Annotated in this window: 22 protein-coding genes; 11 read left to right on the forward strand and 11 right to left on the reverse strand. The window is 64.2% G+C overall.

Going from position 1 to position 22,269, the window contains the following annotated elements; translation table 11 throughout:
* Positions 1 to 94 precede the first annotated feature (94 nt).
* On the forward strand, positions 95 to 2,899 hold the full coding sequence (gene prsT, locus Q1L59_RS15955) for an XrtA/PEP-CTERM system TPR-repeat protein PrsT (protein ID WP_300334094.1): 2,805 nt from the start codon (positions 95 to 97) through the stop codon (positions 2,897 to 2,899).
* 298 nt (positions 2,900 to 3,197) lie between these two features.
* Complete coding sequence (locus tag Q1L59_RS15960; RefSeq protein WP_300334096.1) at positions 3,198 to 3,788, forward strand: PEP-CTERM sorting domain-containing protein; 591 nt, start codon at positions 3,198 to 3,200, stop codon at positions 3,786 to 3,788.
* A 179-nt stretch (positions 3,789 to 3,967) separates the two neighbouring features.
* On the opposite strand, the gene Q1L59_RS15965 is transcribed toward Q1L59_RS15960, so the two are convergent.
* The 10 genes from Q1L59_RS15965 to Q1L59_RS16010 form a co-directional block, all read right to left on the reverse strand.
* Positions 3,968 to 4,438 carry a TonB family protein gene (locus tag Q1L59_RS15965; RefSeq protein ID WP_300334098.1) on the reverse strand — a complete coding sequence of 157 codons (471 nt, stop codon included), beginning with the start codon at positions 4,436 to 4,438 and terminating at the stop codon, positions 3,968 to 3,970.
* Between the two features lie 297 nt (positions 4,439 to 4,735).
* Entirely contained in the window at positions 4,736 to 4,876 is a 141-nt protein-coding gene (locus Q1L59_RS15970) for a DUF3149 domain-containing protein (RefSeq protein WP_300334100.1), read from the reverse strand.
* Between the two features lie 3 nt (positions 4,877 to 4,879).
* The gene (locus Q1L59_RS15975; RefSeq protein ID WP_300334102.1) at positions 4,880 to 5,437 is read right to left on the reverse strand and encodes a FixH family protein; all 558 of its coding nucleotides are present in this window, start codon (positions 5,435 to 5,437) and stop codon (positions 4,880 to 4,882) included.
* Positions 5,434 to 6,849: a cytochrome c oxidase accessory protein CcoG gene (ccoG, locus tag Q1L59_RS15980; protein WP_300334105.1), complete on the reverse strand. Its 1,416-nt coding sequence runs from the start codon at positions 6,847 to 6,849 to the stop codon at positions 5,434 to 5,436. The genes Q1L59_RS15975 and ccoG overlap by 4 nt, the downstream gene beginning before the upstream one ends.
* A 255-nt stretch (positions 6,850 to 7,104) precedes the next feature.
* Positions 7,105 to 8,010: a cytochrome-c oxidase, cbb3-type subunit III gene (gene ccoP, locus Q1L59_RS15985; RefSeq protein WP_300334107.1), complete on the reverse strand. Its 906-nt coding sequence runs from the start codon at positions 8,008 to 8,010 to the stop codon at positions 7,105 to 7,107.
* Positions 8,007 to 8,201: a cbb3-type cytochrome c oxidase subunit 3 gene (locus Q1L59_RS15990; protein ID WP_300334110.1), complete on the reverse strand. Its 195-nt coding sequence runs from the start codon at positions 8,199 to 8,201 to the stop codon at positions 8,007 to 8,009. The genes ccoP and Q1L59_RS15990 overlap by 4 nt, the downstream gene beginning before the upstream one ends.
* Before the next feature lie 3 nt (positions 8,202 to 8,204).
* Positions 8,205 to 8,819: a cytochrome-c oxidase, cbb3-type subunit II gene (gene ccoO / locus Q1L59_RS15995; protein ID WP_300334113.1), complete on the reverse strand. Its 615-nt coding sequence runs from the start codon at positions 8,817 to 8,819 to the stop codon at positions 8,205 to 8,207.
* A 12-nt stretch (positions 8,820 to 8,831) separates the two neighbouring features.
* The gene (gene ccoN / locus Q1L59_RS16000; RefSeq protein WP_300334116.1) at positions 8,832 to 10,259 is read right to left on the reverse strand and encodes a cytochrome-c oxidase, cbb3-type subunit I; all 1,428 of its coding nucleotides are present in this window, start codon (positions 10,257 to 10,259) and stop codon (positions 8,832 to 8,834) included.
* Between the two features lie 309 nt (positions 10,260 to 10,568).
* Positions 10,569 to 10,772, reverse strand: a complete 204-nt coding sequence (gene ccoS / locus Q1L59_RS16005; protein ID WP_300334118.1) for a cbb3-type cytochrome oxidase assembly protein CcoS — start codon at positions 10,770 to 10,772, stop codon at positions 10,569 to 10,571.
* A 6-nt stretch (positions 10,773 to 10,778) separates the two neighbouring features.
* Positions 10,779 to 13,238 carry a heavy metal translocating P-type ATPase gene (locus tag Q1L59_RS16010; protein ID WP_300334121.1) on the reverse strand — a complete coding sequence of 820 codons (2,460 nt, stop codon included), beginning with the start codon at positions 13,236 to 13,238 and terminating at the stop codon, positions 10,779 to 10,781.
* 226 nt (positions 13,239 to 13,464) lie between these two features.
* Between Q1L59_RS16010 and Q1L59_RS16015 the strand changes: the two genes are divergently transcribed.
* From Q1L59_RS16015 to ispH, 5 genes are all read left to right on the forward strand, one after another.
* A complete protein-coding gene (locus Q1L59_RS16015; protein WP_300334123.1) occupies positions 13,465 to 14,388 on the forward strand; it encodes a bifunctional riboflavin kinase/FAD synthetase in 924 nt (307 codons plus the stop codon).
* Between the two features lie 8 nt (positions 14,389 to 14,396).
* Entirely contained in the window at positions 14,397 to 17,219 is a 2,823-nt protein-coding gene (gene ileS / locus Q1L59_RS16020; protein WP_300334125.1) for an isoleucine--tRNA ligase, read from the forward strand.
* Positions 17,206 to 17,718: a signal peptidase II gene (gene lspA, locus Q1L59_RS16025; protein ID WP_300334128.1), complete on the forward strand. Its 513-nt coding sequence runs from the start codon at positions 17,206 to 17,208 to the stop codon at positions 17,716 to 17,718. Before ileS ends, lspA begins: the two co-directional genes overlap by 14 nt.
* Before the next feature lie 76 nt (positions 17,719 to 17,794).
* Entirely contained in the window at positions 17,795 to 18,235 is a 441-nt protein-coding gene (locus Q1L59_RS16030; protein WP_300334130.1) for a peptidylprolyl isomerase, read from the forward strand.
* A gap of 8 nt (positions 18,236 to 18,243) precedes the next feature.
* Entirely contained in the window at positions 18,244 to 19,167 is a 924-nt protein-coding gene (gene ispH / locus Q1L59_RS16035) for a 4-hydroxy-3-methylbut-2-enyl diphosphate reductase (RefSeq protein ID WP_300334133.1), read from the forward strand.
* A 43-nt stretch (positions 19,168 to 19,210) separates the two neighbouring features.
* On the opposite strand, the gene Q1L59_RS16040 is transcribed toward ispH, so the two are convergent.
* Positions 19,211 to 20,047, reverse strand: coding sequence for a hypothetical protein (locus tag Q1L59_RS16040; RefSeq protein WP_300334135.1), 837 nt, complete (start codon positions 20,045 to 20,047; stop codon positions 19,211 to 19,213).
* A gap of 197 nt (positions 20,048 to 20,244) precedes the next feature.
* On the opposite strand from Q1L59_RS16040, the gene Q1L59_RS16045 reads away from it, so the two are divergent.
* The 4 genes from Q1L59_RS16045 to Q1L59_RS16060 form a co-directional block, all read left to right on the forward strand.
* Positions 20,245 to 20,700: a type IV pilin protein gene (locus Q1L59_RS16045; protein WP_300334137.1), complete on the forward strand. Its 456-nt coding sequence runs from the start codon at positions 20,245 to 20,247 to the stop codon at positions 20,698 to 20,700.
* On the forward strand, positions 20,697 to 21,284 hold the full coding sequence (locus tag Q1L59_RS16050; protein WP_300334140.1) for a GspH/FimT family pseudopilin: 588 nt from the start codon (positions 20,697 to 20,699) through the stop codon (positions 21,282 to 21,284). Before Q1L59_RS16045 ends, Q1L59_RS16050 begins: the two co-directional genes overlap by 4 nt.
* Entirely contained in the window at positions 21,284 to 21,820 is a 537-nt protein-coding gene (pilV, locus tag Q1L59_RS16055; RefSeq protein WP_300334142.1) for a type IV pilus modification protein PilV, read from the forward strand. Before Q1L59_RS16050 ends, pilV begins: the two co-directional genes overlap by 1 nt.
* A gap of 3 nt (positions 21,821 to 21,823) precedes the next feature.
* Positions 21,824 to 22,269, forward strand: a 446-nt coding sequence (locus Q1L59_RS16060; RefSeq protein ID WP_300334144.1) for a prepilin-type N-terminal cleavage/methylation domain-containing protein, incomplete at its 3' end; no start/stop codon positions are given.

A 22,269-nucleotide genomic window follows, 5' to 3' on the forward strand; every position in this document is an offset into this window, starting at 1 on the left:
CCCCGCAAGGCAGGCGACAACTGGCTCCTGCCCCACTACCTTTCCCCCTTTCGAGCAAGAACGATCGTCGAGCGCGTCTTGCAGGAGCTTCGCCATGTCACGGTTCGTCACCCCCTGGGGTACAACAAAAGTCTCAATCGTCTCAGCTTCGATCATTGTCATGTTGAGCGGTCTGTTACCCGGCTGCGGCGAACCGTCGGCACCTGAGGCAATCAGTGCGGCAGAAAAGGCACTCGCCGCAGGCGACGCGTCGCGCGCGATGGTGCACCTGAAGAATGCCGCCACAGCCGATCCGAAAAACGCGCGCGCGCGCTTTCTTTTGGGACAGAGTTACGCGGCGGCCGGTGATCACCAAGCAGCGACAGCCGAGTTCGCTCGCGCGCTCGAGCTCAAGTACCCGCCCGACGAAGTGGCGCGTCCGCTCGCCGACGCGCTGCTGCTCAGCAACCGGCTGTCGGAGGTGCGAACGCTCGTCGCGCCGCTGGTTATCCAGGACGCGAAGGTGGCAGCCAGCGTACAGGCTGCCCTCGCGTGGGCGGCGTTGGGGCAACAGGACCTGAGCAGCGCGCGTCAGGCGCTCGACAAGGCCGAAGAGGAAGGCGGGCCAACTACCGAGACGCGGCTGATCCGTGCTCGTCTCGCCGACGCGAAAGGCGACGCCGAGCAGGCGCTCAAGCTGGTCGACGCGCTGCTCAAGGACGAACCACGGCACGACAGCGCATGGATCTTCAAGGGGCAGCTCCACGAGCGACAAACCAGCGGCCGCGCACAAGCATTCGAAGCCTATCGCCAGGCGCTCGCCGTCAACCCGAAGAGCTACGCCGCGCTCGCCTCGATCGTCGGTATCCACCTGCTCAACAAGGATCTCGCTGCGGCCCGCGAAGGCCTGGCAACGATGCGCAAGCTGGAGCCGAAAGCCTTCATGACCCATTACCATGGTGGCCAGTTGAAGCACCTCGAAGGCGACTATTCCGGCGCCCGCGGACTGTTCCAGCAGGCCCTGAGCCTGGCCCCGGACAGCACGCTCGGCTTGCTCGCCTCGGGTATCAATGAACTGAAACTGAAAGCGTATCCGCTGGCGGAAGGCCAGCTTGCCCGGGTCGTGCAAATCGAGCCCGCCAACGTGGAGGCGCGCTTTCACCTCGCTCGCACCTATCTCGGTGAAGGCAAACCCGATCTGGCCAGCGCAACCCTGACGCCGGTGATCGACACGGCAGCACCGCCGCCCGAGCTCCTGATCGTCGCTGCCCAGGCAAGGTTGATGCAGGGCGACAGCAAGAGCGCGGACCAACTGCTGACGCGTGCTGCCACGCTGTACCCGGAAAACACTTCGGTTCGCCTCGCCCTGGCGCTCAAGGAAGGCAGCAAAGGCAACACGGATGCGGCAGTCAAGGAGTTGCAGCGGATTGCCGCATCGACGCAGGATGCCGATGCAGACTTGCAATTGATCGGCGTCTTCCTGGCGCGCGAGGACTACCCGGCCGCGCTGGCGGCGATCCAGGCGCTCGAGCGCAAGCAACCTGGAGCGCCAGCCGGCGACGACTTGCGTGGTCAGGTGCTGGCCAGGACGGGCAATGCGGCGGAAGCGCGCAAGGCATTCGAAAGCGCCCTGAAGAAGGACGCCAAGTATTTCTCGGCGGTTGCCAACCTGGTCAAACTTGACGTCCAGGAAGGCCGCCCCGAGCAGGCGCGTGCGCGACTCGAGTCGCAAGCCAAGCTTGACCCCGGAAACCCCGCCATTCCGATTGCCTTGGCCGCGTTGGCTCAGGAAAGTAGCTCGAAGGCACCGCTTGTCGTGGAGGAACTTGAAAAGGCAGTGCGGGCCGACCCGCGGAACCTGCAGGCTCGCCTGCTGCTGATCGAACGTCTGTACAGCAAGGGCGACATTCAGCGTGCGCTGGAAGCTGCGCGCAGCGCCGACACCGCTATCCCGGACAACGCGCAGATTGCCGAAGCTCTCGCCAAGTGCCTGGTACGTTCCGGCGACTCGCGCCAGGCGCTGGCAACGTACGTGAAGCTCACCCGCCTTGCGCCCAAGGAACCCGCTGGCTACCTCGGGCAAGCGCGGCTGCTGTTCGACATGAAGGATGCTGCCGGAGCAAGCAGGCTCGCCGAGCAACTACTGCAAATCGCTCCGAACAACCTGGAAGCGAGGCGGCTGGTCGCTGCCTCCGCCCTTCTCCAGAAACAGCCCGACAAGGCTCTGACTGTATCCCGCAACATGCAGCGCGATTTCCCTGACAACCCCATCGGCTACGCCCTGGAGGGTGAGGTCCACATGGACCAGAAGCGCTGGGAGCAGGCTTCCGCTGCCTTTCGTTCTGCAACTGCCAAACCGGCTGGCGAAGCCTTCGTGACCCGGCAGCACACCGCTTTGCTCAACGCGAACAAGCCTGATGAAGCGAATCGGGTGGTCGCCGAGTGGACCGCGCAGCATCCGAAGAATGCCGTGCTCGCCCGTCACCTGGCGGCCACGGCGTATAACGCCGGCGACCGGACGCAGGCGAAGGCATATTACGAGAAAGCGCTCGAACTCGCACCCAAGGACCCGGCAACGCTCAACAATCTGGCCTGGATTCTGGTGGAGAACAAGGATCCCGGCGCGCTGCCAATTGCCCAACGTGCGGCCGCGGAAGCACCCGAAGACGCGAGCGTACTCGATACGCTCGCCCAGGCGTATGGCGTGCAGGGGGATTACCCGAAAGCGATCGAGACGATGCGTCGTGCCATCCACCATGCGCGCGCGCCGGCACCGTTTCGCCTGCGCTTGGCCCGCCTGTATATGGCCGCCAACGAGCGGGCGAACGCGCGCGCTGAACTGGAGTCCCTGCGCGATCTCGGTCCTGCGTTTCCCGACCAGGCGGAAGTCCGCCGCTTACTCGCCCAAGTGCCGCGTTGACCCGCCCGACCTCGGCCACGTTTTCGCTCGCGTCTCGGCCATGCGGCGAACGCCAAGGGTGAACGCTCTCGCGTGCGATGGACGTACGGCGCATGCTGCCGCGCCAGCGCTCTCGCCGCACGATTCCTAAGGCGAACCAGGCGAACTGTCGGAAAATTTTACACGGACCCCAATGCGCAACCGCGAACAAACCATAAGCCCTTGAAAAAATGAAGATCGCCGTTCCTGGCACAGCGCTTGCTTAATCTCGTACAGCCGCTCAATCGTGCGCGGCCACTAACCAAGAGAGGACTAACCCATGAACTTTTCTCGCTTGTGCGCGGTAGCCGTAACGTCGGCGGCTGCTGCCTTCTCGACTCAAGCCTCTGCCGTCGCGATCGATGTCAGCTTCAACATTGCTGCCCTTGGCGGCGTCTTCACCACCGACACCGGCGATATCACGACCGCCACCACCGTCACCACAGGCTCGCCATTGGTGGCCACCGCCCCTGGCGGCGCGAACAACATTGGCGTCGTTGCTGGGCAATCGGTCACCGTCAATCCCGATCCAGTGGGCCTTACCCTGGGTAGCGTCTTCAGCAAGTCGTTCACAACCGCGCTTGGAACCTTTGTCGAGACGCTGACCGTGACCCAGCGCACGCCGGGCCCGACCTCGCTCGGTATCATCGCCGTCGGTACGATCGCGCAGACCGTCGGTGTTGGCTTCGATCCGACGCCGGTCTACTGGTCAGCCGCGTACACCCAGAACGCCGGCCCGAGCAGCCAGATCAACGGTTCGTTCAACAACTCGACGACCCCCCCGCCCGGTCTGCCTGAGCCTTCTTCGCTCGCCCTGATGGGCCTCGCCGCCGCTGGCTTGGGCGCGATGGCTCGCCGCCGCCGTAGCTGAGATCGCATGAATCGGCAAGCCCGAGACTCCGGCGTTTGACGGATCACGCCTGAGTTTCGGAATTGCCAGGACGGGCACCGCGCCATGCAGGCGGGTGCCCGTTTTATTTTGCTCGTCGCGCTATCTTGCCGCGCCGTTGCGGATGCGCGTACAGCCGCCGCAAGAGGCGTATTGCCCTCCTATTCGGCCAGCGAAAAGACCACCGGTAGCACGACGCGAAAACTCCTGCCGCGCAGCGTTTCCGGCAGGTCGGTCGTACCCGCGGCCTGCTGCAGCATCGACAGAGCTTCCTTGTCCAGCGCCGGATCGCCGCTGGAACGAACGAGCACGACTTCCGCGGCGGGACGCCATTGGCTGACGATTACCGCCACCTCGGTCGTTCCCTCGGACGCAGACGCGCGTGCCGAGGCCGGATAGTGCTTGAAGCGGCGTGCCGCAATCGCCAGTGCAACACGATAGTCACGCAAGCCCTGGGGACTCAAGCCCAGCGCGTTGACTCCATCGCCGTTAGGCAGCGGAGCCGGGCTGGCCTCCCCGCGCCGCTGATCGACCGGCGCCGGCCGACCAGCGGCGATGTGCTCGCCACTACCCGGCAACAAAGAGCGGCGACTCTTCGCCTGCGCGCGACCCGAGTCAGCGGGTGACGCCACCCTGCTCGCCTCTGGGTGCTTGGTCGACGCTGAGTATTCAGCCCGCGGCGGCTCCTTTGACGGCCCGCGCCCGAGGGGAGCGACAACAACCTGTAGCGCTGCCCGGTCGGTGTTGAAGCGCAGCGGCAATAGTGAGACCGGGCTGCACAACAGACCGATGTGCAGCAACAGCGACACCGCCAACGCAGAGCGTAAACGCCGCTGCGCTGGGTCACGCACCGGCCGCCCTCAACTGCGCGAGGGTTGTTGTGCTGCAGCGCTCGCGGAGCGCACCGGCTAGATGCGGCCGCAGAGCGGCTAGCGCCCGGCCTTTCCGCTGTCCTCGCGGATCTTCCGGCTGAAGAAAAAGCCGAACCAGATCGCCATCAGCACCACAAAGGCGATGACAAACACGCTGAACAGACCGTAATCGGTCGAGAAGAGCAAATCCCAAGCCATTCCTTATCTCCCTTTTTCATCCGAAGCACCTACCTGAAGCCCGCCGGTCGTTTCCACTGCCTGCAAATGCAGTAGCGGGCCCCTTTCGATTACCCACTCGCCAACCAGGCGCCATTCCTGCTTGTCGTCCTCCAGCGCGACGTGCCAGCGGCCGTGCAGCGGCACCAGCGAACCCGAGTAAACCCCACCACCCTCCGCGCGCAGGGCAAGCTTCTGATCCAGACCCGGCCGCGTCGGGTGGGCAACATGCAGGACGAGAGCGGCCGGCAAGCGTTCCTGGTCGCGCGCGTGCAGCATGACCCTGATCCGATCACCATTGCCACCGAGAACGAGTTCGGCTTTGATCGCCAGATCAAGCGCCCGCCGGTCGCGCGCGCTCCGCTGGTTCACGGTCAGCCCCTGCTTGTAATAATCGTCCTCAACCAGACCATCGTTGCTGCGAATCGCCAAGTACGCGGTGACGATGCCGGCGACAATCACCGCGAAGGGCCCCAGCATCAACAGCCATGGCCAGGGCTCGCGGTACCAGCGCTGGCTGGTAGTATTCCCGTTATCGTTCATGGCATGAAGAAGCTCGTTTTTTCGCGCACGGCGACGGCGGGCGCCTGGTCTGCGCTGACCACAAAGAAGATCTGGTTCGAGCCCTTTTTGCCAATCCCCGGATCGACGCGTGCGGCAAGAGCAACGATCTTCGACGAGGCGGGAGCCAACTCGACGCTACGCTCACCGACGATTTCGATTCCATCCAGACCATCGACCGCAAGCGTATAGCGATGCGTCGCTTCGTCCGTGTTTGAAATATGCAAGCGGTAAACGTTTTCGATCCGTCCGTCGTCGGCTTCGCGCGACAACGCTGAGCGATCGCGCAAGATGTCAAGCTTTAGCGGCACGCGCTGCGCCAAGCTCCACGCCGTAGCCAGAATGATCAACAGGAGCACGCTCGAGTAGAGTAGCGTACGCGGGCGGAGCAAATGAGCCGCAATCTCACGCGGAGTGTAATGCTTCGCCAAGGCGTTCTCGGTCGAATAGCGTATCAGCCCACGCGGCGAGCCGACCTTGTCCATCACCTGATCGCAGGCGTCGATACACGCCGCGCACGCAATGCACTCGAGCTGCAAGCCATTGCGAATATCGATGCCGGTCGGGCAAACCTGCACACAAATACTACAGTCCACGCAGTCGCCCAGAGCCTGCTGTCTCGCCGCAGCCCCTTTGCGACGAGCGCCGCGCGGCTCGCCGCGCTCTGGGTCGTAGCTGATGATCAGCGTGTCGGGGTCGAACATGACGCCCTGGAAGCGGGCGTACGGACACATGTACTTGCACACCTGCTCGCGCAGAAAGCCTGCCATCATGTAGAGGAACGCGGCATAGAAGAATATCCAGAACGTCTCCCACGGACCCAGATCGAAGGTGACGATCGCGCCCAGCAGTTCCTTGATCGGCGTGAAATAGCCGACGAAGGTGATGCCCGTCCATAATGCGACGAGCAACCAGAGAAAGTGCTTGGTCGCCTTCAGGCGCAACTTGCGCGCGCTCATTGGCTGTGCGTCGAGCTTGATACGGGCCGGCCGTTCGCCCTCGATCTTGCGCTCGATCCACATCAGAAGTTCGGTATAAACGGTCTGCGGACAGGCATAGCCACAGAATAGACGCCCGCCAATAGCCGTTACAAGGAACAGGGCATAGGCCGAAACAACCAGCAGAACAGCCAGATAGATGACATCCTGCGGCCAGAACACGAGGCCGAAGATGTAGAACTTGCGTTCGACGATATGGAAAAGAACGGCCTGGCGCCCGCCCCAATCCAGCCAGCACAGGCCATAGAACAGAGCCTGCGTCAGGATGACCATCACCCAGCGCCAGTTGTTGAACGTCCCGTCGACGCTACGCGCGTAGACCGTCTTGTGCTTTTCGTACAAGCTTTCGACGTTGATCGGGATTTCCTTGGCCTTGCGGCTGGCCGCTTGATCCATGATGCCCGCTCCAATCCATTTCAGAATTACACCAAACGCTAATACTACATGCTGGGCGTGGTGCGATCTTGATATGAATCAGCCGCGTTTCAAATGCCCTCGCGTTCCGACATGCCCGCCATCGCGGCAGGCACACGCCAATTGCTACCCGTGCATTCCGCCACTAAAGCTTTGCTCGGCCTGTGCGACACTTCGCGCGGCGCGCAAAAGAAAACGGAGCGGCGCATGCGCCGCTCCGTGCCCATGCCATGGAGGCTACTTGGCTGCTTGCCCAGCGCTGAGACTTAGCACATAGGCGGAGAGGACATGCACTTTAGCTTCGCCCAGGAAGTCTTTCCATGCCGGCATCTGGTTGTTGCGACCCTTGCTGATCGTCTCGCTGATGGTTGCTTCCGCACTGCCATAGAGCCACACCTTGTCGGTCAGATTGGGCGCGCCAACGGCCGCCATGCCCTTGCCGTCCGGCCCATGACAGCCGACGCAACCGGCCGAGGTGAAGGCCTCCTGTCCCTTGGAGACGCGCACCGAATCGGCCGCCAAACCCGACAGGGAACGAACGTAGTTGGCGAGGTCCTTGATCGTTTCGCCACCGAGTTGCGCGTGCGGTGGCATGACGCCCATCCGACCGTTGCTGATCGTTTCGACGATCTGCGCCGGCTCGCCACCCCACTGCCAATCGTTGTCGGCGAGATTCGGGAAACCTTTGCCGCCGCGCGCGTCAGCCCCGTGGCACTGCATGCAGTAGGTCAGGTACAGGCGCTTGCCGGTTTCCATCGCCTCCTTGTCGGCGGCCAACGCCTTGAGGTCCGTCTTGAGGTACTTGTCGAACAGCGGCTTGGTATCGCCGTCGACCTTCGCAACCTCTTTCGCGTGCTGACCGGTCGACGACCAGCCGAGGGCGCCCTGGAAGTCGCCCAACGTCGGATACAGCGCGCAGTAGACCAGTGAAAAGATGACGGTGATATAGAACAACCACATCCACCACTTCGGCAGCGGATGGTTGTATTCCTCCAGCGTCTCATCCCAGACGTGGCCGGTCGTATCCACCGTACGCGGCGGCGGCGTGTTCTGCGTCCACAGCAACACACCGCAGGCGACGATGCTGATGAAAGAGATCAAAATGACGAACCAGTTCCAGAACGGAGTTACAAAATCGCTCATGATGCTTTCCTTTGTCGATTGCGATCCAGGCCGAGTTCGGCCCGGTCCGCTGCTTCGTCTGCAAACGGCAACATCGCAGCTTCTTCGAAGCGCTTCTTGTTAGCCTTCACGCCGTAGGCCCACCACACCACTCCGAGGAAGGTAAGCAGCGAAACGACCGTCACGACGGACCGCAGATCGTTGATGTCCATACCCTATTTGACATTCTTCAGTTCGAGGCCCATGCCTTGCAGGTAGGCCACGATGGCGTCGAGTTCGCTCTTGCCTTCGAGTTGCTTGCGTGCACCAGCGATCTCTTCGTCGGTGTAGGGGACGCCCACCTTGCGCAGCGCGCGCATCTTCGCCTCGATGCTGCTGGCGTCGGCGGGCGCCTTCTCGAGGAAAGCAAAGGCGGGCATGTTCGACTCGGGAACGACATCACGCGGATTGATCAGGTGCGCCCGATGCCACTCGTCCGAATAGCGCCCGCCAACCCGGTGCAGATCGGGACCGGTACGCTTCGACCCCCACTGGAAGGGATGGTCATAGACGAACTCACCGGCTACCGAGTAATGCCCGTAGCGCTCCGTCTCGGCACGGAATGGACGAATCATCTGCGAGTGGCAGAGGAAGCAGCCTTCGCGAATATAGACATCGCGCCCGGTCAGGCGTACCGGGTCGTAGGGTTTCAGCCCCTTGACCGGCTCGGTGGTCGATTTCTGAAAGAACAGCGGGACGATTTCGACCAGCCCGCCAACGCTGACGACGAGCAGGACCAGCAGAACCATCATCGCAACGTTGCGTTCGATTGCGTCTTGCGTAAGTTTCATTTCATTCCTCTCTCAGGCGTGATGAGCGGCCGGTTGCAGGACGCGCGCGTCATCTACCGTCCGCCCTCCGGCAATCGTCTTGACCATGTTGTAGGCCATCACCAACATGCCGACCAGGAACAGGAGACCACCCAGGAAGCGGATTGCCCAGAAGGGATATGAAGCCCGCACGGACTCGACAAAGCTGTAGGTCAGCGTACCGTCGGCATTGACCGCGCGCCACATCAGACCTTGCATGACACCGGCAATCCACATCGAGGCGATATAGAGAACGACGCCAATCGTCGCCACCCAGAAGTGAACGGTGATCAGCTTGACGCTGAACATCTCCGAACGACCGAAAAGACGCGGCAGCAGATAGTACATGGCGCCGATCGAGACCATGGCGACCCAGCCGAGCGCACCCGAGTGCACATGCCCAACCGTCCAGTCGGTGTAATGCGACAAGGCGTTGACCGTCTTGATCGCCATCATCGGACCTTCAAAGGTCGACATGCCGTAGAAGGAGAGCGAGGTGATCAGGAACTTCAGGATCGGATCGTCGCGCAGTTTGTGCCAGGCGCCGGACAAGGTCATCACGCCGTTGATCATGCCGCCCCACGAGGGCGCCAGCAGAATCAGCGAGAACAGCATGCCGAGCGATTGCGTCCAGTCGGGCAATGCGGTGTAGTGCAGATGGTGCGGACCAGCCCACATGTAAGTGAAGATCAGCGCCCAGAAATGCACCACCGACAGGCGGTACGAATAGACCGGACGACCGGCCTGCTTGGGAACGAAGTAGTACATCATGCCGAGGAAGCCGGCGGTCAGAAAGAAGCCAACCGCGTTGTGACCGTACCACCACTGCACCATGGCGTCCTGCACGCCAGCGTAGGCCGAATATGACTTGGTCAGCGAGACCGGAATAGCGGCGCTGTTGACCACGTGCAGCAGGGCAACGGCCAGGATGAAACCGCCGTAGAACCAGTTTGCCACGTAGATGTGACTAACCTTGCGCTTGGCGATCGTGCCAAAAAAGACGACGGCGTAGGCCACCCAGACGAGGGTGATCAGGATGTCGATCGGCCACTCCAGTTCGGCGTATTCCTTGCCCGAGGTGATGCCAAGGGGCAGTGTAACGGCCGCGAGCACGATGATCAGTTGCCAGCCCCAAAAGGTGAAAGCCGCCAGACCGTCAGAAAACAGGCGCGTGTGGCAGGTGCGCTGGACCACGTAGTACGAGGTTGCAAAAAGTGCACAACCCCCGAAGGCGAAGATCACCGCATTGGTATGCAGCGGACGCAGACGGCCAAAATGGAGCCAGCCGAGGTTCAGGTCAGGCCATACCAGTTGGGCAGCGATGATCACGCCGACCAGCATTCCGACAATCCCCCAGATGACGGTCATCACGGCAAACTGCCGCACCACCTTGTAGTTATATGTTGACTGAGCTTCCGACATGGACTCACCTCGTTCTAAACTGTAACCCGGTTTTCACCGCCCCTTATGCCCCTATGCCGGGCATTCCAGCGCCGATGCTATTCTATGGGCAGGCGAAGAATTTTGACCCAGATCAAACTAGTGGGCCGAATTCTGCCCGCCCAAGCGACAAAAAAAGGGTGCGCCGAAACGCACCCGAACCCCAACAGAAGAAGATAAGCCCTACAGGCCCAGAGGCTTCCTGGCGGCGCATCGCCACGCCGGACAAGCGCACATTATGGCAGCCTACGACAGCGCGCTCTTGACCTGCATCAAGCGCCGATCATCGATTCACGACGATGACGCGTCCCGGCGTCCTGCATCCGGCGCCGTTTCGTTCTCCGCCGACGGCAGATCGTCATTATCCATCAGAATGCGGTAGGCGGGGCCTTCGAGATCGTCGAACTGCCCGCTGCGCAGCGACCACCAGAAAGCCAGACCGATCATGAAGACGATCACCACGGAAAGCGGAACGAGCAGGTAGAGCGTTTCCATTTGCGGTCAGGTGCGAGCAGCTTGATGCAGGCGAAGCGAGTTGGCAACGACCAGCAGCGAACTCGCCGACATGCCGATGCCGGCCATCCATGGGGTGACCTGACCGGCCATGGCGAGCGGCAGTGCAACCAGGTTGTAGGCCAGCGACCAAAGCAGATTCTGCCTGATGACGCGCAGCGACCGCCGGGCGACGGCCACCCCGCGCGCCAGATGAGCCAGGTTTTCCGAGAGCAGAACGAGATCGGCCTGCGTGCGCGCGAGTTGCGAGCCCCCGCCCATGGCGACCGATACCTGCGCCTGCGCGAGCACGGGCGCGTCGTTGACGCCGTCGCCGACCATCGCCACCACCGCCCCCTGCGCCTGCAGGCGGCGGACGTGCTCGTGCTTGGCCTGTGGCGAAGCGTCGGCGACGACATCGTCGATGGCCAGAGTCTGCGCGACACGCGCCGCCGCCGGGGCAGTATCGCCGGTCAGCAAGGTCACCTGTCGACCACCCGAACGCAGCTCGGCGATCAGGGCGGCAGCCTGCACACGCAGTTCGTCGCCGATCCGGAACAGCGCGATCCAGCCGGCATCGCTGGACAGGGCAACGACCGTGTCTGCGCGCTCGAGCAGGGGCAGAGCGCTCGCCGGCAGTGGCCGGCCGTGCGCTGCCTGCGCGTAATCCGGCCGGCCCAGGCGCAGGTGCCGACCAGCCACCACCGCGCTCACCCCGGAACCGGCCAGGCTGCTCGGCGATTCGACCGCGGGCAGGACGGCGTCGCCGGCCGCCTCGCGCAGGGCGGCGGCGATCGGGTGCTCGGACGCCTGTTCGAGTGCCGCCGCAAGGCAGAGGCAAGTCGTCCGGTCGGCGTCGCCGAACGGGAGAACCTCGAGCAGTTTCATCCGGCCGCTGGTCAGCGTCCCGGTCTTGTCGAAGACGAAGTGGTTGGCACGAGCGAGCGTCTCTACCGCATGGCTGCGCGTCACCAGCAGACCGGCACGTGCCATTGCGCCGCTGGCCACGGCGAGGGCGACCGGCGTCGCCAGCGACAAGGCGCACGGACAACTGACGACGAGTACCGACACGGTGATCCAGAGCACCTGCGCCGGGTCGCGGTACCACCAGATGACCGCCGCCAGCGCCGCGAGAATCAGCAGGACAATGATGAAATGGCTGGCCGCGCGGTCGGCAAGCTCGACGATCCGCGGCTTGCCAACCGCCGCGCGCTCCATCAGACGGACGATGGCCGACAGGCGTGTTGCTTCGCCAACCTGGGTCACTTCGACGAACAGCGGACTTTCGATATTCACCGCCCCACCGGTGACGAAATCCCCCGGATGTTTGCCAACCGGAGCGCTCTCGCCGGTGAGCAGTGCCTCGTCGGTGCTGCTCACGCCTTCCCGCACGCAGCCGTCGGCGGGGACGGTCTCGCCGGGTCTGACGAGCACGATGTCGCCCGCTCGCAGGTCACCGGCAACGACCTGTTCGCCTTCGCGCTGCGCCGGATAGCCGGCGACGCGCGTTGCCAGCGCCGGCATCAGCCGGGCCAGCGCTTCGGTCACGCTGACCGCGCGCTGGCGGGCGGTCATCTCGAGGTAGCGGCCACCCAGCAGAAAGAAGACAAACATCGTCACCGAATCGAAATAGACTTCGCCCTCACCGCGCAAAGTCGCCCAGACGCTGGCGACGAAAGCGGCGCCGATGCCGAGCGCGACGGGAACGTCCATGCCGACCCGGCGCAGTCTGAAATCGCGCCACGCGCCGCCGAAAAAAGGCGCTGCCGAATAAAAAATCACCGGAACAGTAAGCACCAGACTGGCCCAGCGCATCAGTTGCTCGGCCTCGGCCGTCATCTCGCCGGCACCCGCCAGGTAGACCGGGACGGCGTACATCATCACCTGCATCATGCCGAAGCCGGCGACGAAAACACGCCACAAGGCGTTGCGTCGCTCGCTGCGCGCCAGTTGCTCGCTGCGCTCGGCGTCGTAGGGATACGCGCGATAGCCAATCGCAGCGATCGCCGCCAGGATTTCGGAGAGCCGGATGCGGCGCTCGTCCCAGCGAACGCGTGCGCGTCGCGTAGCGTAATTGATATCCACCGCAACGATTCCGGCCAGCCGCGCGAGGTGCTGCTCGTTCAACCAGATACACGCCGAGCAGGTGATCCCTTCGAGAATCAGCGAAGCTTCGCGCTGGTCGGCGTGCTGAGCTTCGCCGACGCTGCGCACGAAGCTCTTCTGGAAATCAGCGTGATCGTAGAGTTGCAGGCCTTCGACGATCCCCGGCAAGGCCTCGCGCGGCGCCTCGGGCAGCGCATCGCGTTTGCGATAGTAGTCGACCAGGCCGTTGTCGACGATCGCCTGAGCGACCGCCTGACAGCCACCGCAGCACATCGCGCGCGCCTCACCGTCGATACGCACGAGCAGTGGGTTGCCCAGCGTCAGCGGCTGACCACAATGGTAACAATTCTCGTTTTTCGTCACTGCCGCCCAAAGAAAAAGCTTGCCCAGCCGGGCAAGCGAAACGCGCCGGCCAAGCCGCCGCGCACGCCTGTACGACCCGCCTGCAGCCATACTAGGCGAAGGCTGACGCAGCACCGGGGGGTATGCGCATTGCGCTCGGTGATGAACTCGTCGACCCACGCGATGCAAACTGGTCGGTACAAAGCGAGCTATAATTCTACGTTTTTCTCGCCCTCTTCAGCACCCGATGCTCGTCTATCGTGGTTACTCCCAGACGGCGCACCGTGCCACCGTTCTCACCATAGGCAATTTCGATGGCGTCCATATTGGCCATCGTGCCCTGCTCGCTCGCCTGACGAGAACCGCGGCCAGCGTCGGCCTACCGTCGGCCGTACTCACCTTCGAGCCGCACCCGCGCGAGTTTTTCGCTCCTCAGGCCGCGCCGCCGCGCCTGTCCACGCTACGTGAAAAGCTTGAACTGGTCGCCGACGATGGAGTCGATGTGGCCTACGTCTGCCGCTTCAACGCGGCATTCGCCAGCATGAGCGCTGACCAGTTCATCGAACGTGTGCTGGTCGGCGGGCTGCGCGCGCGTCATCTGATCGTGGGTGACGACTTTCGTTTCGGCGCCCGCCGCGCTGGCGATTTCGCCCGCCTGCGCGCCGCCGGCGCGCACTTCGGCTTCGTCGTCGAGGCGCTGGAGAGCATCATCCTCGACGGCGTACGTGCCTCGAGTTCAGCCGTGCGCGAGGCCTTGCAGGCGGGCCGGCTGGAGCAGGCGGCGACCCTCCTCGGGCGGCCGTACTCGATCGACGGACGCGTCGTACGCGGCGAACAACTCGGGCGGCAACTGGGCTTCGCTACCGCCAACATCCGGATCAAACACGATCGCCCCCCGCTGCTCGGCGTCTTTGCCGTTGAGGTCAAAGGGCTGCCTGGCGGCCCCCACCGCGGCGCTGCCAACCTCGGCTACCGGCCGACGGCTGGCCAGGAGGCGCGTCCACTACTCGAAGTTCACCTGTTCGATTTCGCAGCCGACATCTACGGCGCGCATCTCAATGTGCGCTTCCTGCACAAGTTGCGTGACGAGATGAAGTTTGCCGACCTCGCAGCGCTGAAGACGCGCATTGCCCTCGACGTCGCTGCGGCGAAAGCCTATTTTCAGTCTTGAAGACCACCATGGCCGACTACAAGAACACGCTCAATCTGCCCGATACGCCATTCCCGATGCGCGGCGACCTCGCCCGACGCGAGCCGCAGTGGGTCGCCGCCTGGCAGGAACAACAACTCTACGCGCAGATTCGCTCGGCGGCGCGCGGCCGCCCACGCTTCATCCTGCACGACGGCCCGCCTTACGCGAACGGCGACATTCACATCGGACACGCGGTCAACAAGATCCTGAAGGACATCATCGTGCGTGCCAAGACGCTCGCCGGCTTCGACGCACCGTACATCCCGGGTTGGGATTGCCACGGCTTGCCGATCGAGCACCAGATCGAGAAACTGCACGGCAAGCACCTGCCAGCCGATCGCGTACGCGAGTTGTGCCGGGCTTTCGCCAGCGAGCAGATCGAGCGCCAGAAGCGCGACTTCATTCGCCTTGGCGTTCTCGGCGACTGGCAGCGCCCGTATCTGACGATGAACTTCCAGACCGAGGCCGACGAAATCCGGGCCCTCGGCCGAATTCTCGAGCAGGGCTACCTCTACCAGGGGCTGAAGCCGGTGAACTGGTGCCTCGACTGCCGTTCAGCACTCGCCGAAGCCGAGGTGGAATACGAAGACAAGACCTCACAGGCGATCGATGTCGCCTTCCGCGTGCATGCCAATCACGCCGCCAAGCTTGCCCACGCTTTCGGCCTGACGCATCTGCGTGCGCCGGCTTTCGCGGTCATCTGGACCACCACGCCGTGGACGCTGCCGGCCAACGAAGCGGTCAGCGCGCACCCCGATTTCGACTACGAGCTGATCGAGACGGCGAAAGGAAGCCTGATTCTCGTCCGCGAACTGGCCGACGCCTGCCTCCGGCGTTACGGTCTGAGCGGCAAAGCGATCGGCTCGGCGAAAGGGGCTGCGCTCGAGCATGTTCTGCTCGAACATCCCATCCAGAAGCGCGAGGTGGCGATCATCTGCGGTCGCCACGTCACCCTTGAGGCGGGCACCGGCCTGGTCCATACCGCACCCGCGCACGGCACCGACGACTACCTGATTGGCAAGGTCTATGGCCTGCCAGTGAACAATCCGGTCGCCGACGACGGCTGTTTCGTCGCGACGACACCCGCCCTGGCGAGCGGTCCGCTGGCCGGCCGCAGCGTCTGGGAGGCCAACCCGCTGGTCGTCCAGGAACTCGCCGACCAGAACCTGCTGCTCGCCGCCGAGCCACTCCAGCACAGTTACCCGCACTGCTGGCGGCACAAGACACCAATCATCTTTCGGGCGACGACGCAATGGTTCGTCGGCATGGAGCAACGCGCCGTCTCCGCCACTGGCAACGGCCAGGACGGAGAGGAAGCGCCAACGCTGCGCTGGTGCGCCGAACGCGCGGTCGATGAAACGCAGTTCTTCCCGACCTGGGGCCGCGCCCGCCTCGAAGCGATGATTCGCACGCGCCCCGACTGGTGCGTCTCACGCCAGCGCAACTGGGGCGTCCCGCTGCCTTTCTTCCTGCACCGCGAGACCGGCGCACTCCATCCGCGTACCGGCGAACTGATCGAGCAGGTTGCCCAGCGGGTCGAGAAGGCCGGGATCGAAGCCTGGTTTGCCCTCGATCCCGCCGAGCTGCTCGGCGCAGACGCCGCGCACTACCGGAAGATGAGCGATACGCTCGATGTCTGGTTCGATTCGGGCTCGACGCATGCGAGCGTTCTGCGCAACGCGCAGCGCAGTGAACTGGCCTACCCGGCCGACCTCTACCTCGAGGGTTCCGATCAGCACCGCGGCTGGTTCCAGAGTTCACTGCTGATCGGCTGTGCGCTCGACGGCCGCGCGCCGTACAACGCGCTGCTCACGCACGGTTTCGTCGTCGATGGCAAGGGCTTGAAGATGTCCAAGTCGCGCGGCAACGTGATCGCCCCGCAAAAGATCGCCGACACGCTGGGCGCGGAAATCCTCCGCCTGTGGGTTGCCGCGACCGACTACTCGGGCGAATTGTCGATTTCCGACGAAATCCTCAAGCGCGTCGTCGAAGCGTATCGCCGGATCCGCAACACCCTGCGTTTCCTGCTCGCCAACACAGCCGACTTCGACCCCAACCGCGACCACCTGGCGGTCGCCGAGTGGCTGGAAATCGACCGCTACGCGCTCGCCATGACCCGCCGGCTGCAAGCGCAATGCGAGTCGGACTACGCCCGATTCGAGTTTCACCGCGTCGTCCAGGCGCTGCAGACCTTCTGCTCGGAGGATCTCGGCGGTTTCTATCTCGACATCCTGAAGGACCGCTTGTACACGACAGCCGCGACCTCCCGCGCGCGCCGCTCGGCGCAGAACGCCTTGTGGCACATCCTGCAGTGTTTCGTCAAACTGATGGCGCCGATCCTCTCGTTCACCGCCGAGGAGATCTGGCAACTGAACGGCGGCGACGGCGCCTCGATCATGCTGCAAACCTGGCAGGCGCTGCCAGAACCGGCCGACGAGGAAGAACTGCTCGACAAGTGGCAGCGACTGCGCGGCTATCGTGGAGAAGTCATGCGCGCCTTGGAAGAACTGCGCAGCAGCGGCAAGATCGGCTCGCCGCTGCAAGCTGCGGTCAGCGTGCACTGCAGCGGCGAAAAATACGCCATCCTCGAGTCGCTGGCTGATGACCTGCGCTTCGTCTTCATCTGCTCGCACGCCGAGGTGGTGAGCGACGCGACCGACGCCCTCGTCTGTTCCCCACTGCCACATAGCAAGTGCGAGCGCTGTTGGCACGTGCGCGACGACGTCGGCAGCGACCCGACGCACCCTGGCCTGTGCGGCCGCTGCCTGAGCAACCTTTTTGGCCAAGGTGAAGCGCGTGCCTGCGCGTAAGATCGACCGCTGGCTCTGGCTGGCCGGCATCGTCATCGTCCTCGACCAGCTCAGCAAGTGGCTCGTCCTCGCTCGCCTGCAACCCGGCGACTCGGTCTACGTCGCCCCCTTTTTCAACTGGGTCCTGACCTACAACGCGGGCGCAGCGTTCAGCCTTCTCTCCGATGCCGGCGGCTGGCAGCGCTGGTTCTTCACCGGCCTGGCGCTCGCCATCGCGCTCTGGATCGTCGGTATCCTGCCCCGCCACAGTGGTGAATTCCGCCTGTCGCTGGGGCTGACGCTGATTCTCGGCGGCGCGCTTGGCAACGCGATCGATCGCCTGCGCTTCGGCGCCGTCGTCGACTTCATTCAATGGCACGTGGCCGGGTTCTACTGGCCGGCGTTCAACGTTGCCGATTCGGCGATCACCTTGGGTGCGCTGTTGCTTGTCTGGGATCAGTTGGCTGGTCCGCGCGAGCCTGCTCCACCTCGCCCGATCGACGACGGACAGCGCTCGTGACGCGACTGGCGAGCGCAAGCGGCGGCGCGCGCAGCAACGGCCAGCGCGCGCCCGCCTGATGGAAACCGTTTTGCCCATGGCAGACCGCCCGCAGGTGCGCGAGGAGAGCTTCCTGACGCTGCACTACAGCCTGGCCGACCAGGACGGGACGGAATACGTCAGCACTTTCGGCTGGTCGCCGGCGACGCTGCAAATGGGCAGTGGGCAGCTCGCACCGACGCTCGAACGCTGCCTGATCGGTCTCTCGGCGGGCGAACGCCATGTCTTCCTGCTCGCCCCGGCCGACGCTTTCGGCGAGCACAACCCCGAATTGCTCGAGCGCATCGCGCGCAGCGCCTTGCCACCTGACCTGGAACTTGCGGTTAACTCGCTGATCGAATTCACTTCGCCGGACGGCCAGACGAGCTTTGCCGGCTTCTTGCGTGAGTTGAGCGGGCAGCGCGCGCTGGTCGACTTCAACCACCCCCTGGCCGGCAAGGCGATCCGCTTTGAGGTCGAAATCATCGCCATCATGTAGGCCCGCAGATGCAGATCATTCTCGCCAAACCCCGCGGCTTCTGTGCCGGAGTAGACCGCGCCATCGCCATCGTCGAGCGAGCCATCGAGAAACTGGGCGCACCGATCTACGTTCGCCACGAAGTCGTCCACAACAAATTCGTCTGTGACGATCTGCGCGCGAAAGGCGCCATCTTCATCGACCAGCTGGCCGAGGCGCCGCCCGGCAGCACCGTCATCTTCAGCGCGCACGGGGTCTCGCGCGCTGTCCGCGAAGAAGCGGCGGCGCGCCGGCTGAACGTATTCGACGCCACCTGCCCGCTCGTCACCAAGGTGCACGTCGAGGTCGCCAGGATGCGCCAGGAGGGTCGCGAGATCATCATGATCGGCCACAAGGGCCACCCCGAGGTCGAAGGAACGATGGGCCAGAGCAGCGACGGCATGTACCTGGTCGAAACCGTCGCCGACGTCGGACACCTGCGCGTGAGCGATCCGGCAAGGCTGGCCTACGTCACGCAGACGACGCTCTCGGTCGACGACGCGCAGCAGATCGTCGGCGCGCTGCAACAGCGCTTCCCGCAAATCGTCGGCCCACGCAAGGACGACATCTGCTATGCCACGCAGAACCGGCAGGACGCGGTGAAGGAGTTGGCGAAAACGAGTCAGGTGGTGATCGTCGTCGGCAGCAAGTCGAGCTCGAACTCTAACCGCCTACGCGAGGTCGCCGAGATTTTTGGGCGCTCGTCCTACCTGGTCGACAATGCCGGGCAGATCGATCCCGCCTGGCTGGCCGGTGCCACCCGGGTCGGCGTCACCGCGGGCGCCTCGGCGCCCGAAGTCCTCGTCCAACAAGTCATCGAGCAACTCAGCGGCGGCGCTCCGGCACAGGTCAGCGAGCTTGCCGGCGTCGACGAAAACGTCACTTTCGCACTCCCCCGCCAACTGCAATCGTGAGGGGCGGCGCCTGCCCAGACCGCGTGCGGCGCCGGCTGTCGGCCTAGAACCCAGCACCGGCGGCTCGACGCACAACCGCGGCAGGCGCACCCGCCGGCGGCGCTACGCGCGGCGCCGAGCTGGCGGCGGGCTCCACCGCTTCCGGAATCCGCAAGACGCCGGTCAGGTGGCTGCCGCCACTCACCATCGTGTCGAGAACGACCTCGACACGCATTTCGCTGTTGACCGGAACGCCTTCCAGTTCACCGGGGCGAAAGCGCACGGCGGCAAAGGCCGCCGCTGCCACCTCTGCGTACTCGCTCGGCAAGGAACTCTGGCTGATCTCGACGCGGTCGACTGCCCCGCCGGCAGCAATGAAGATCCGCAAGACGATCTTGCCAGCGCGCGGCGCGCCGCCGGCAACGCTGTCCGGGAAACTCAGCGCCGGCTCATCGAGCAATCGCGGCTGAACCGACAACTGCGCACGCGGCAGGTACCAGCCACCCGCAGGCACCTCGAAGACCGGCGTTTGCGCCAAGTACGGTGGCACGTACTCGGCGAGCCGACGATGGCCAAGCCTGGCCGCGACAACAGCTTCCTCGGGCGCCGGCGGCAGCGGCTGCGCATCGGGCAACGCCGGATCGCCCTCAGGCGCCGCCAGTGGCACCGGATCGCCGGGCAGCACCCGCTGCGCGTGCTGAATGACCCGCACGCTGAGCGCCGCGTGCTCTACCAGCGTTGCCCGACCGGGCGTCCCCTCGCCTGGCGGTTTGGCCGCCCGACCGAGCATGACGAGCGTCAGCCAGTGGAAAAGAAGCGATACGGCGAGGGCCACGAGCAGGCTCCGCTGCTCCTCCCGGATGCCGGCGCGGCCGTTCAACGGCAAGGTCGGGGAAAACACACTCTAAGCTCGCGCAGCGGGAGTCGAAGAAGTCGCGATTCTAACGCTCGCCGCACCGTGGCAGCCACCGCTCATCCGCCGCCGCGCGCCGTCCGTCGCTGCACGGTTGGCGGCTGCCGTCACGCCGGCTAAGATGCACTTGCGTACCGTCGCTTGCCGGGCGCCCGTCGCAAACTCTGGGGGAGGAGGCCAATTCTGTGAAGAAAGAGGGAGGTTTCACGCTGATCGAGGTCATGATCGTGATCGCCATCATTGGCATCCTGGCGGCCATCGCCATTCCGAACTACACCGAGCACATCACGCGCTCGCGTATTGCCCAGGCAACTGCAGGACTGGCCGAACGGCGCGCGCGCATGGAGCAGTTCTTCCAGGACAACCATACCTATTACCAGGCAGCCGGTGCCGATCCGGTCGCCAACCCGGCGATCAGTTCGCCCGCCTGCGCCACCGACAACACGGCGAGCCAGTATTTCGACTTCAGTTGTCCCAACCCGACGGCGACCACCTACACCTTGGTGGCAACTGGCAAGGGTCCGATGACCGGCTTTACCTACACGATCAACCAGGCGAACGTCAAGGCAACGACGGCCGTGCAGAGCGGCTGGTCGACCTCGAACACGTGCTGGATCACCAGCAAGGGAGCAAGCTGTTGAACAGGGCGCACGGCTTCAGCCTGATCGAACTGGTCGTCGGCGTGGTCATTTTGGGCATTCTGATGGCGATCGGCCTGCCCAGCTTCAACGAGTGGTTGCGCAACGCGCGCGTGCGCGGTGCCGCCGACGCCGTGCAGAACGGTCTGCTTCTGGCCCGGGCAGAGGCCGTGCGGCGCAACACGCTGGTCGGGTTCTACCTGGTCAGCACCACCGACAACAGCTGCGCGCGCAGTTCCACCGGCCCGCACTGGATCGTTGGTATGGATGCCCCCGACAACCGCTGTGCGAGCGCCCCCTCGGACGACACGGCACCACGCATCATCCAGTTGCGCAGCATGGGCGAGGGCTCGGCAACGACGGCCCTGACCGCCGGGCAACACAGCTTCGTCTTCAACGGCCTGGGTCGCCTGACCGCCGCCCCGGCGTCCGGCGGAACGATTACCCTGTCGAGTTCCGACGGCCTGAACTGCAGGACGGATTCGCCGCCCGGACCGGTGCGCTGCCTGCGCGTCGTCGTCTCGCTCGGCGGACAGGTCCGCATGTGCGATCCGTCGTTGCCTAGCGGCAATACGCAGGCATGCTGATGAACACGCGCAAAGTGAACACGCAAAAGCGTCGGCTCGCGCTCGCTACCCACCAGGACGGCGTGATGCTGCTCGAAGCACTGATTGCCATCCTGATCTTTTCGCTCGGCATTCTCTCGCTCGTCGCGCTGCAGGCAACGGCGGTCCAGTTGACCAGCGACGCCAAGTACCGAACCGACGCCAGCCTGCTGGCCAACCGATTGCTTGGCGAAATGTGGGCGAGCGGCCTCGAACTGGCGCAACTGAAGGCCAATTTCGAGAGCGGCGGAGCGGGCTACGACGCCTGGAAGAATATCGTCGCCAGTCGCGATGGACTGCCCGGCGTCGGCGCGGCCGCCGACGGTGTGGACTCGACGCTGCCGCTGGTCAGCGTCGATGCGACCGCCGGCGCAACTGCCGGCCAGGTGGTGATCACCTTGTTCTGGCGCACGCCGGAGATGCCACGCAGTGGCGAGCCGGCGAATCAGCCCACTTCCTGCCGCGTTTCCCGGCACTGCCACACGATCGTTTCACAAATTTCGCGCAACACACCCTAGGCCATGAAATCGGGTTCCCCACAAACGGCAACGCACCCTGGCGGCTTCACGCTGGTCGAAATCATGGTGGCGATGGTGATCGGCATGATCGGCATCATCGTCATGATGCAGGTTTTTGCCACCGCTGAAGCGCAGAAGCGGACCACCACCGGCACCGGCGACGCACAGAGCAGCGGCGCACTGGCGCTCTATGAACTGCAGGGGGCGATCCGGCAGAGCGGTTACGGCTTTAATTCGACCAGCGTGCTGAACTGCGCGCTGAGCATTCCGCCACTACCGCCCTCGACCGCCGCAGCGCGCCTGGTGCCCGTCTTCGCCCCCACGCTGATCAACCCGGGCGGCATACCGGCGGGCGACGCCGACACCGACACGCTGCTGATCGCTTACGGTTCCAGCCCGGGCTCGTCGGAAGGCGACGCGATCGTCCTCGCCAACGGCGCCGCGCTGTC

Origin of the sequence: Accumulibacter sp. (assembly GCF_029255125.1) — a bacterium.
In the GTDB taxonomy this organism is placed as follows: Bacteria; Pseudomonadota; Gammaproteobacteria; order Burkholderiales; family Rhodocyclaceae; genus Accumulibacter.

Excerpts from the sequence above, each read along its gene's own strand:
- ccoS (WP_300334118.1), bottom strand. The coding sequence starts at position 10,772 with ATGGAAACGCTCTACCTGCTCGTTCCGCTTTCCGTGGTGATCGTCTTC.
- Q1L59_RS16015 (WP_300334123.1), top strand. The coding sequence starts at position 13,465 with ATGCTCGTCTATCGTGGTTACTCCCAGACGGCGCACCGTGCCACCGTT.
- Q1L59_RS15970 (WP_300334100.1), bottom strand. The coding sequence starts at position 4,876 with ATGGCTTGGGATTTGCTCTTCTCGACCGATTACGGTCTGTTCAGCGTG.
- ccoG (WP_300334105.1), bottom strand. The coding sequence starts at position 6,849 with ATGGATCAAGCGGCCAGCCGCAAGGCCAAGGAAATCCCGATCAACGTC.
- pilV (WP_300334142.1), top strand. The coding sequence starts at position 21,284 with ATGAACACGCGCAAAGTGAACACGCAAAAGCGTCGGCTCGCGCTCGCT.
- ccoO (WP_300334113.1), bottom strand. The coding sequence starts at position 8,819 with ATGAAACTTACGCAAGACGCAATCGAACGCAACGTTGCGATGATGGTT.
- ccoN (WP_300334116.1), bottom strand. The coding sequence starts at position 10,259 with ATGTCGGAAGCTCAGTCAACATATAACTACAAGGTGGTGCGGCAGTTT.
- prsT (WP_300334094.1), top strand. The coding sequence starts at position 95 with ATGTCACGGTTCGTCACCCCCTGGGGTACAACAAAAGTCTCAATCGTC.
- Q1L59_RS15990 (WP_300334110.1), bottom strand. The coding sequence starts at position 8,201 with ATGGACATCAACGATCTGCGGTCCGTCGTGACGGTCGTTTCGCTGCTT.
- ispH (WP_300334133.1), top strand. The coding sequence starts at position 18,244 with ATGCAGATCATTCTCGCCAAACCCCGCGGCTTCTGTGCCGGAGTAGAC.
- Q1L59_RS15975 (WP_300334102.1), bottom strand. The coding sequence starts at position 5,437 with ATGAACGATAACGGGAATACTACCAGCCAGCGCTGGTACCGCGAGCCC.
- Q1L59_RS16030 (WP_300334130.1), top strand. The coding sequence starts at position 17,795 with ATGGCAGACCGCCCGCAGGTGCGCGAGGAGAGCTTCCTGACGCTGCAC.
- ileS (WP_300334125.1), top strand. The coding sequence starts at position 14,397 with ATGGCCGACTACAAGAACACGCTCAATCTGCCCGATACGCCATTCCCG.
- Q1L59_RS15960 (WP_300334096.1), top strand. The coding sequence starts at position 3,198 with ATGAACTTTTCTCGCTTGTGCGCGGTAGCCGTAACGTCGGCGGCTGCT.
- ccoP (WP_300334107.1), bottom strand. The coding sequence starts at position 8,010 with ATGAGCGATTTTGTAACTCCGTTCTGGAACTGGTTCGTCATTTTGATC.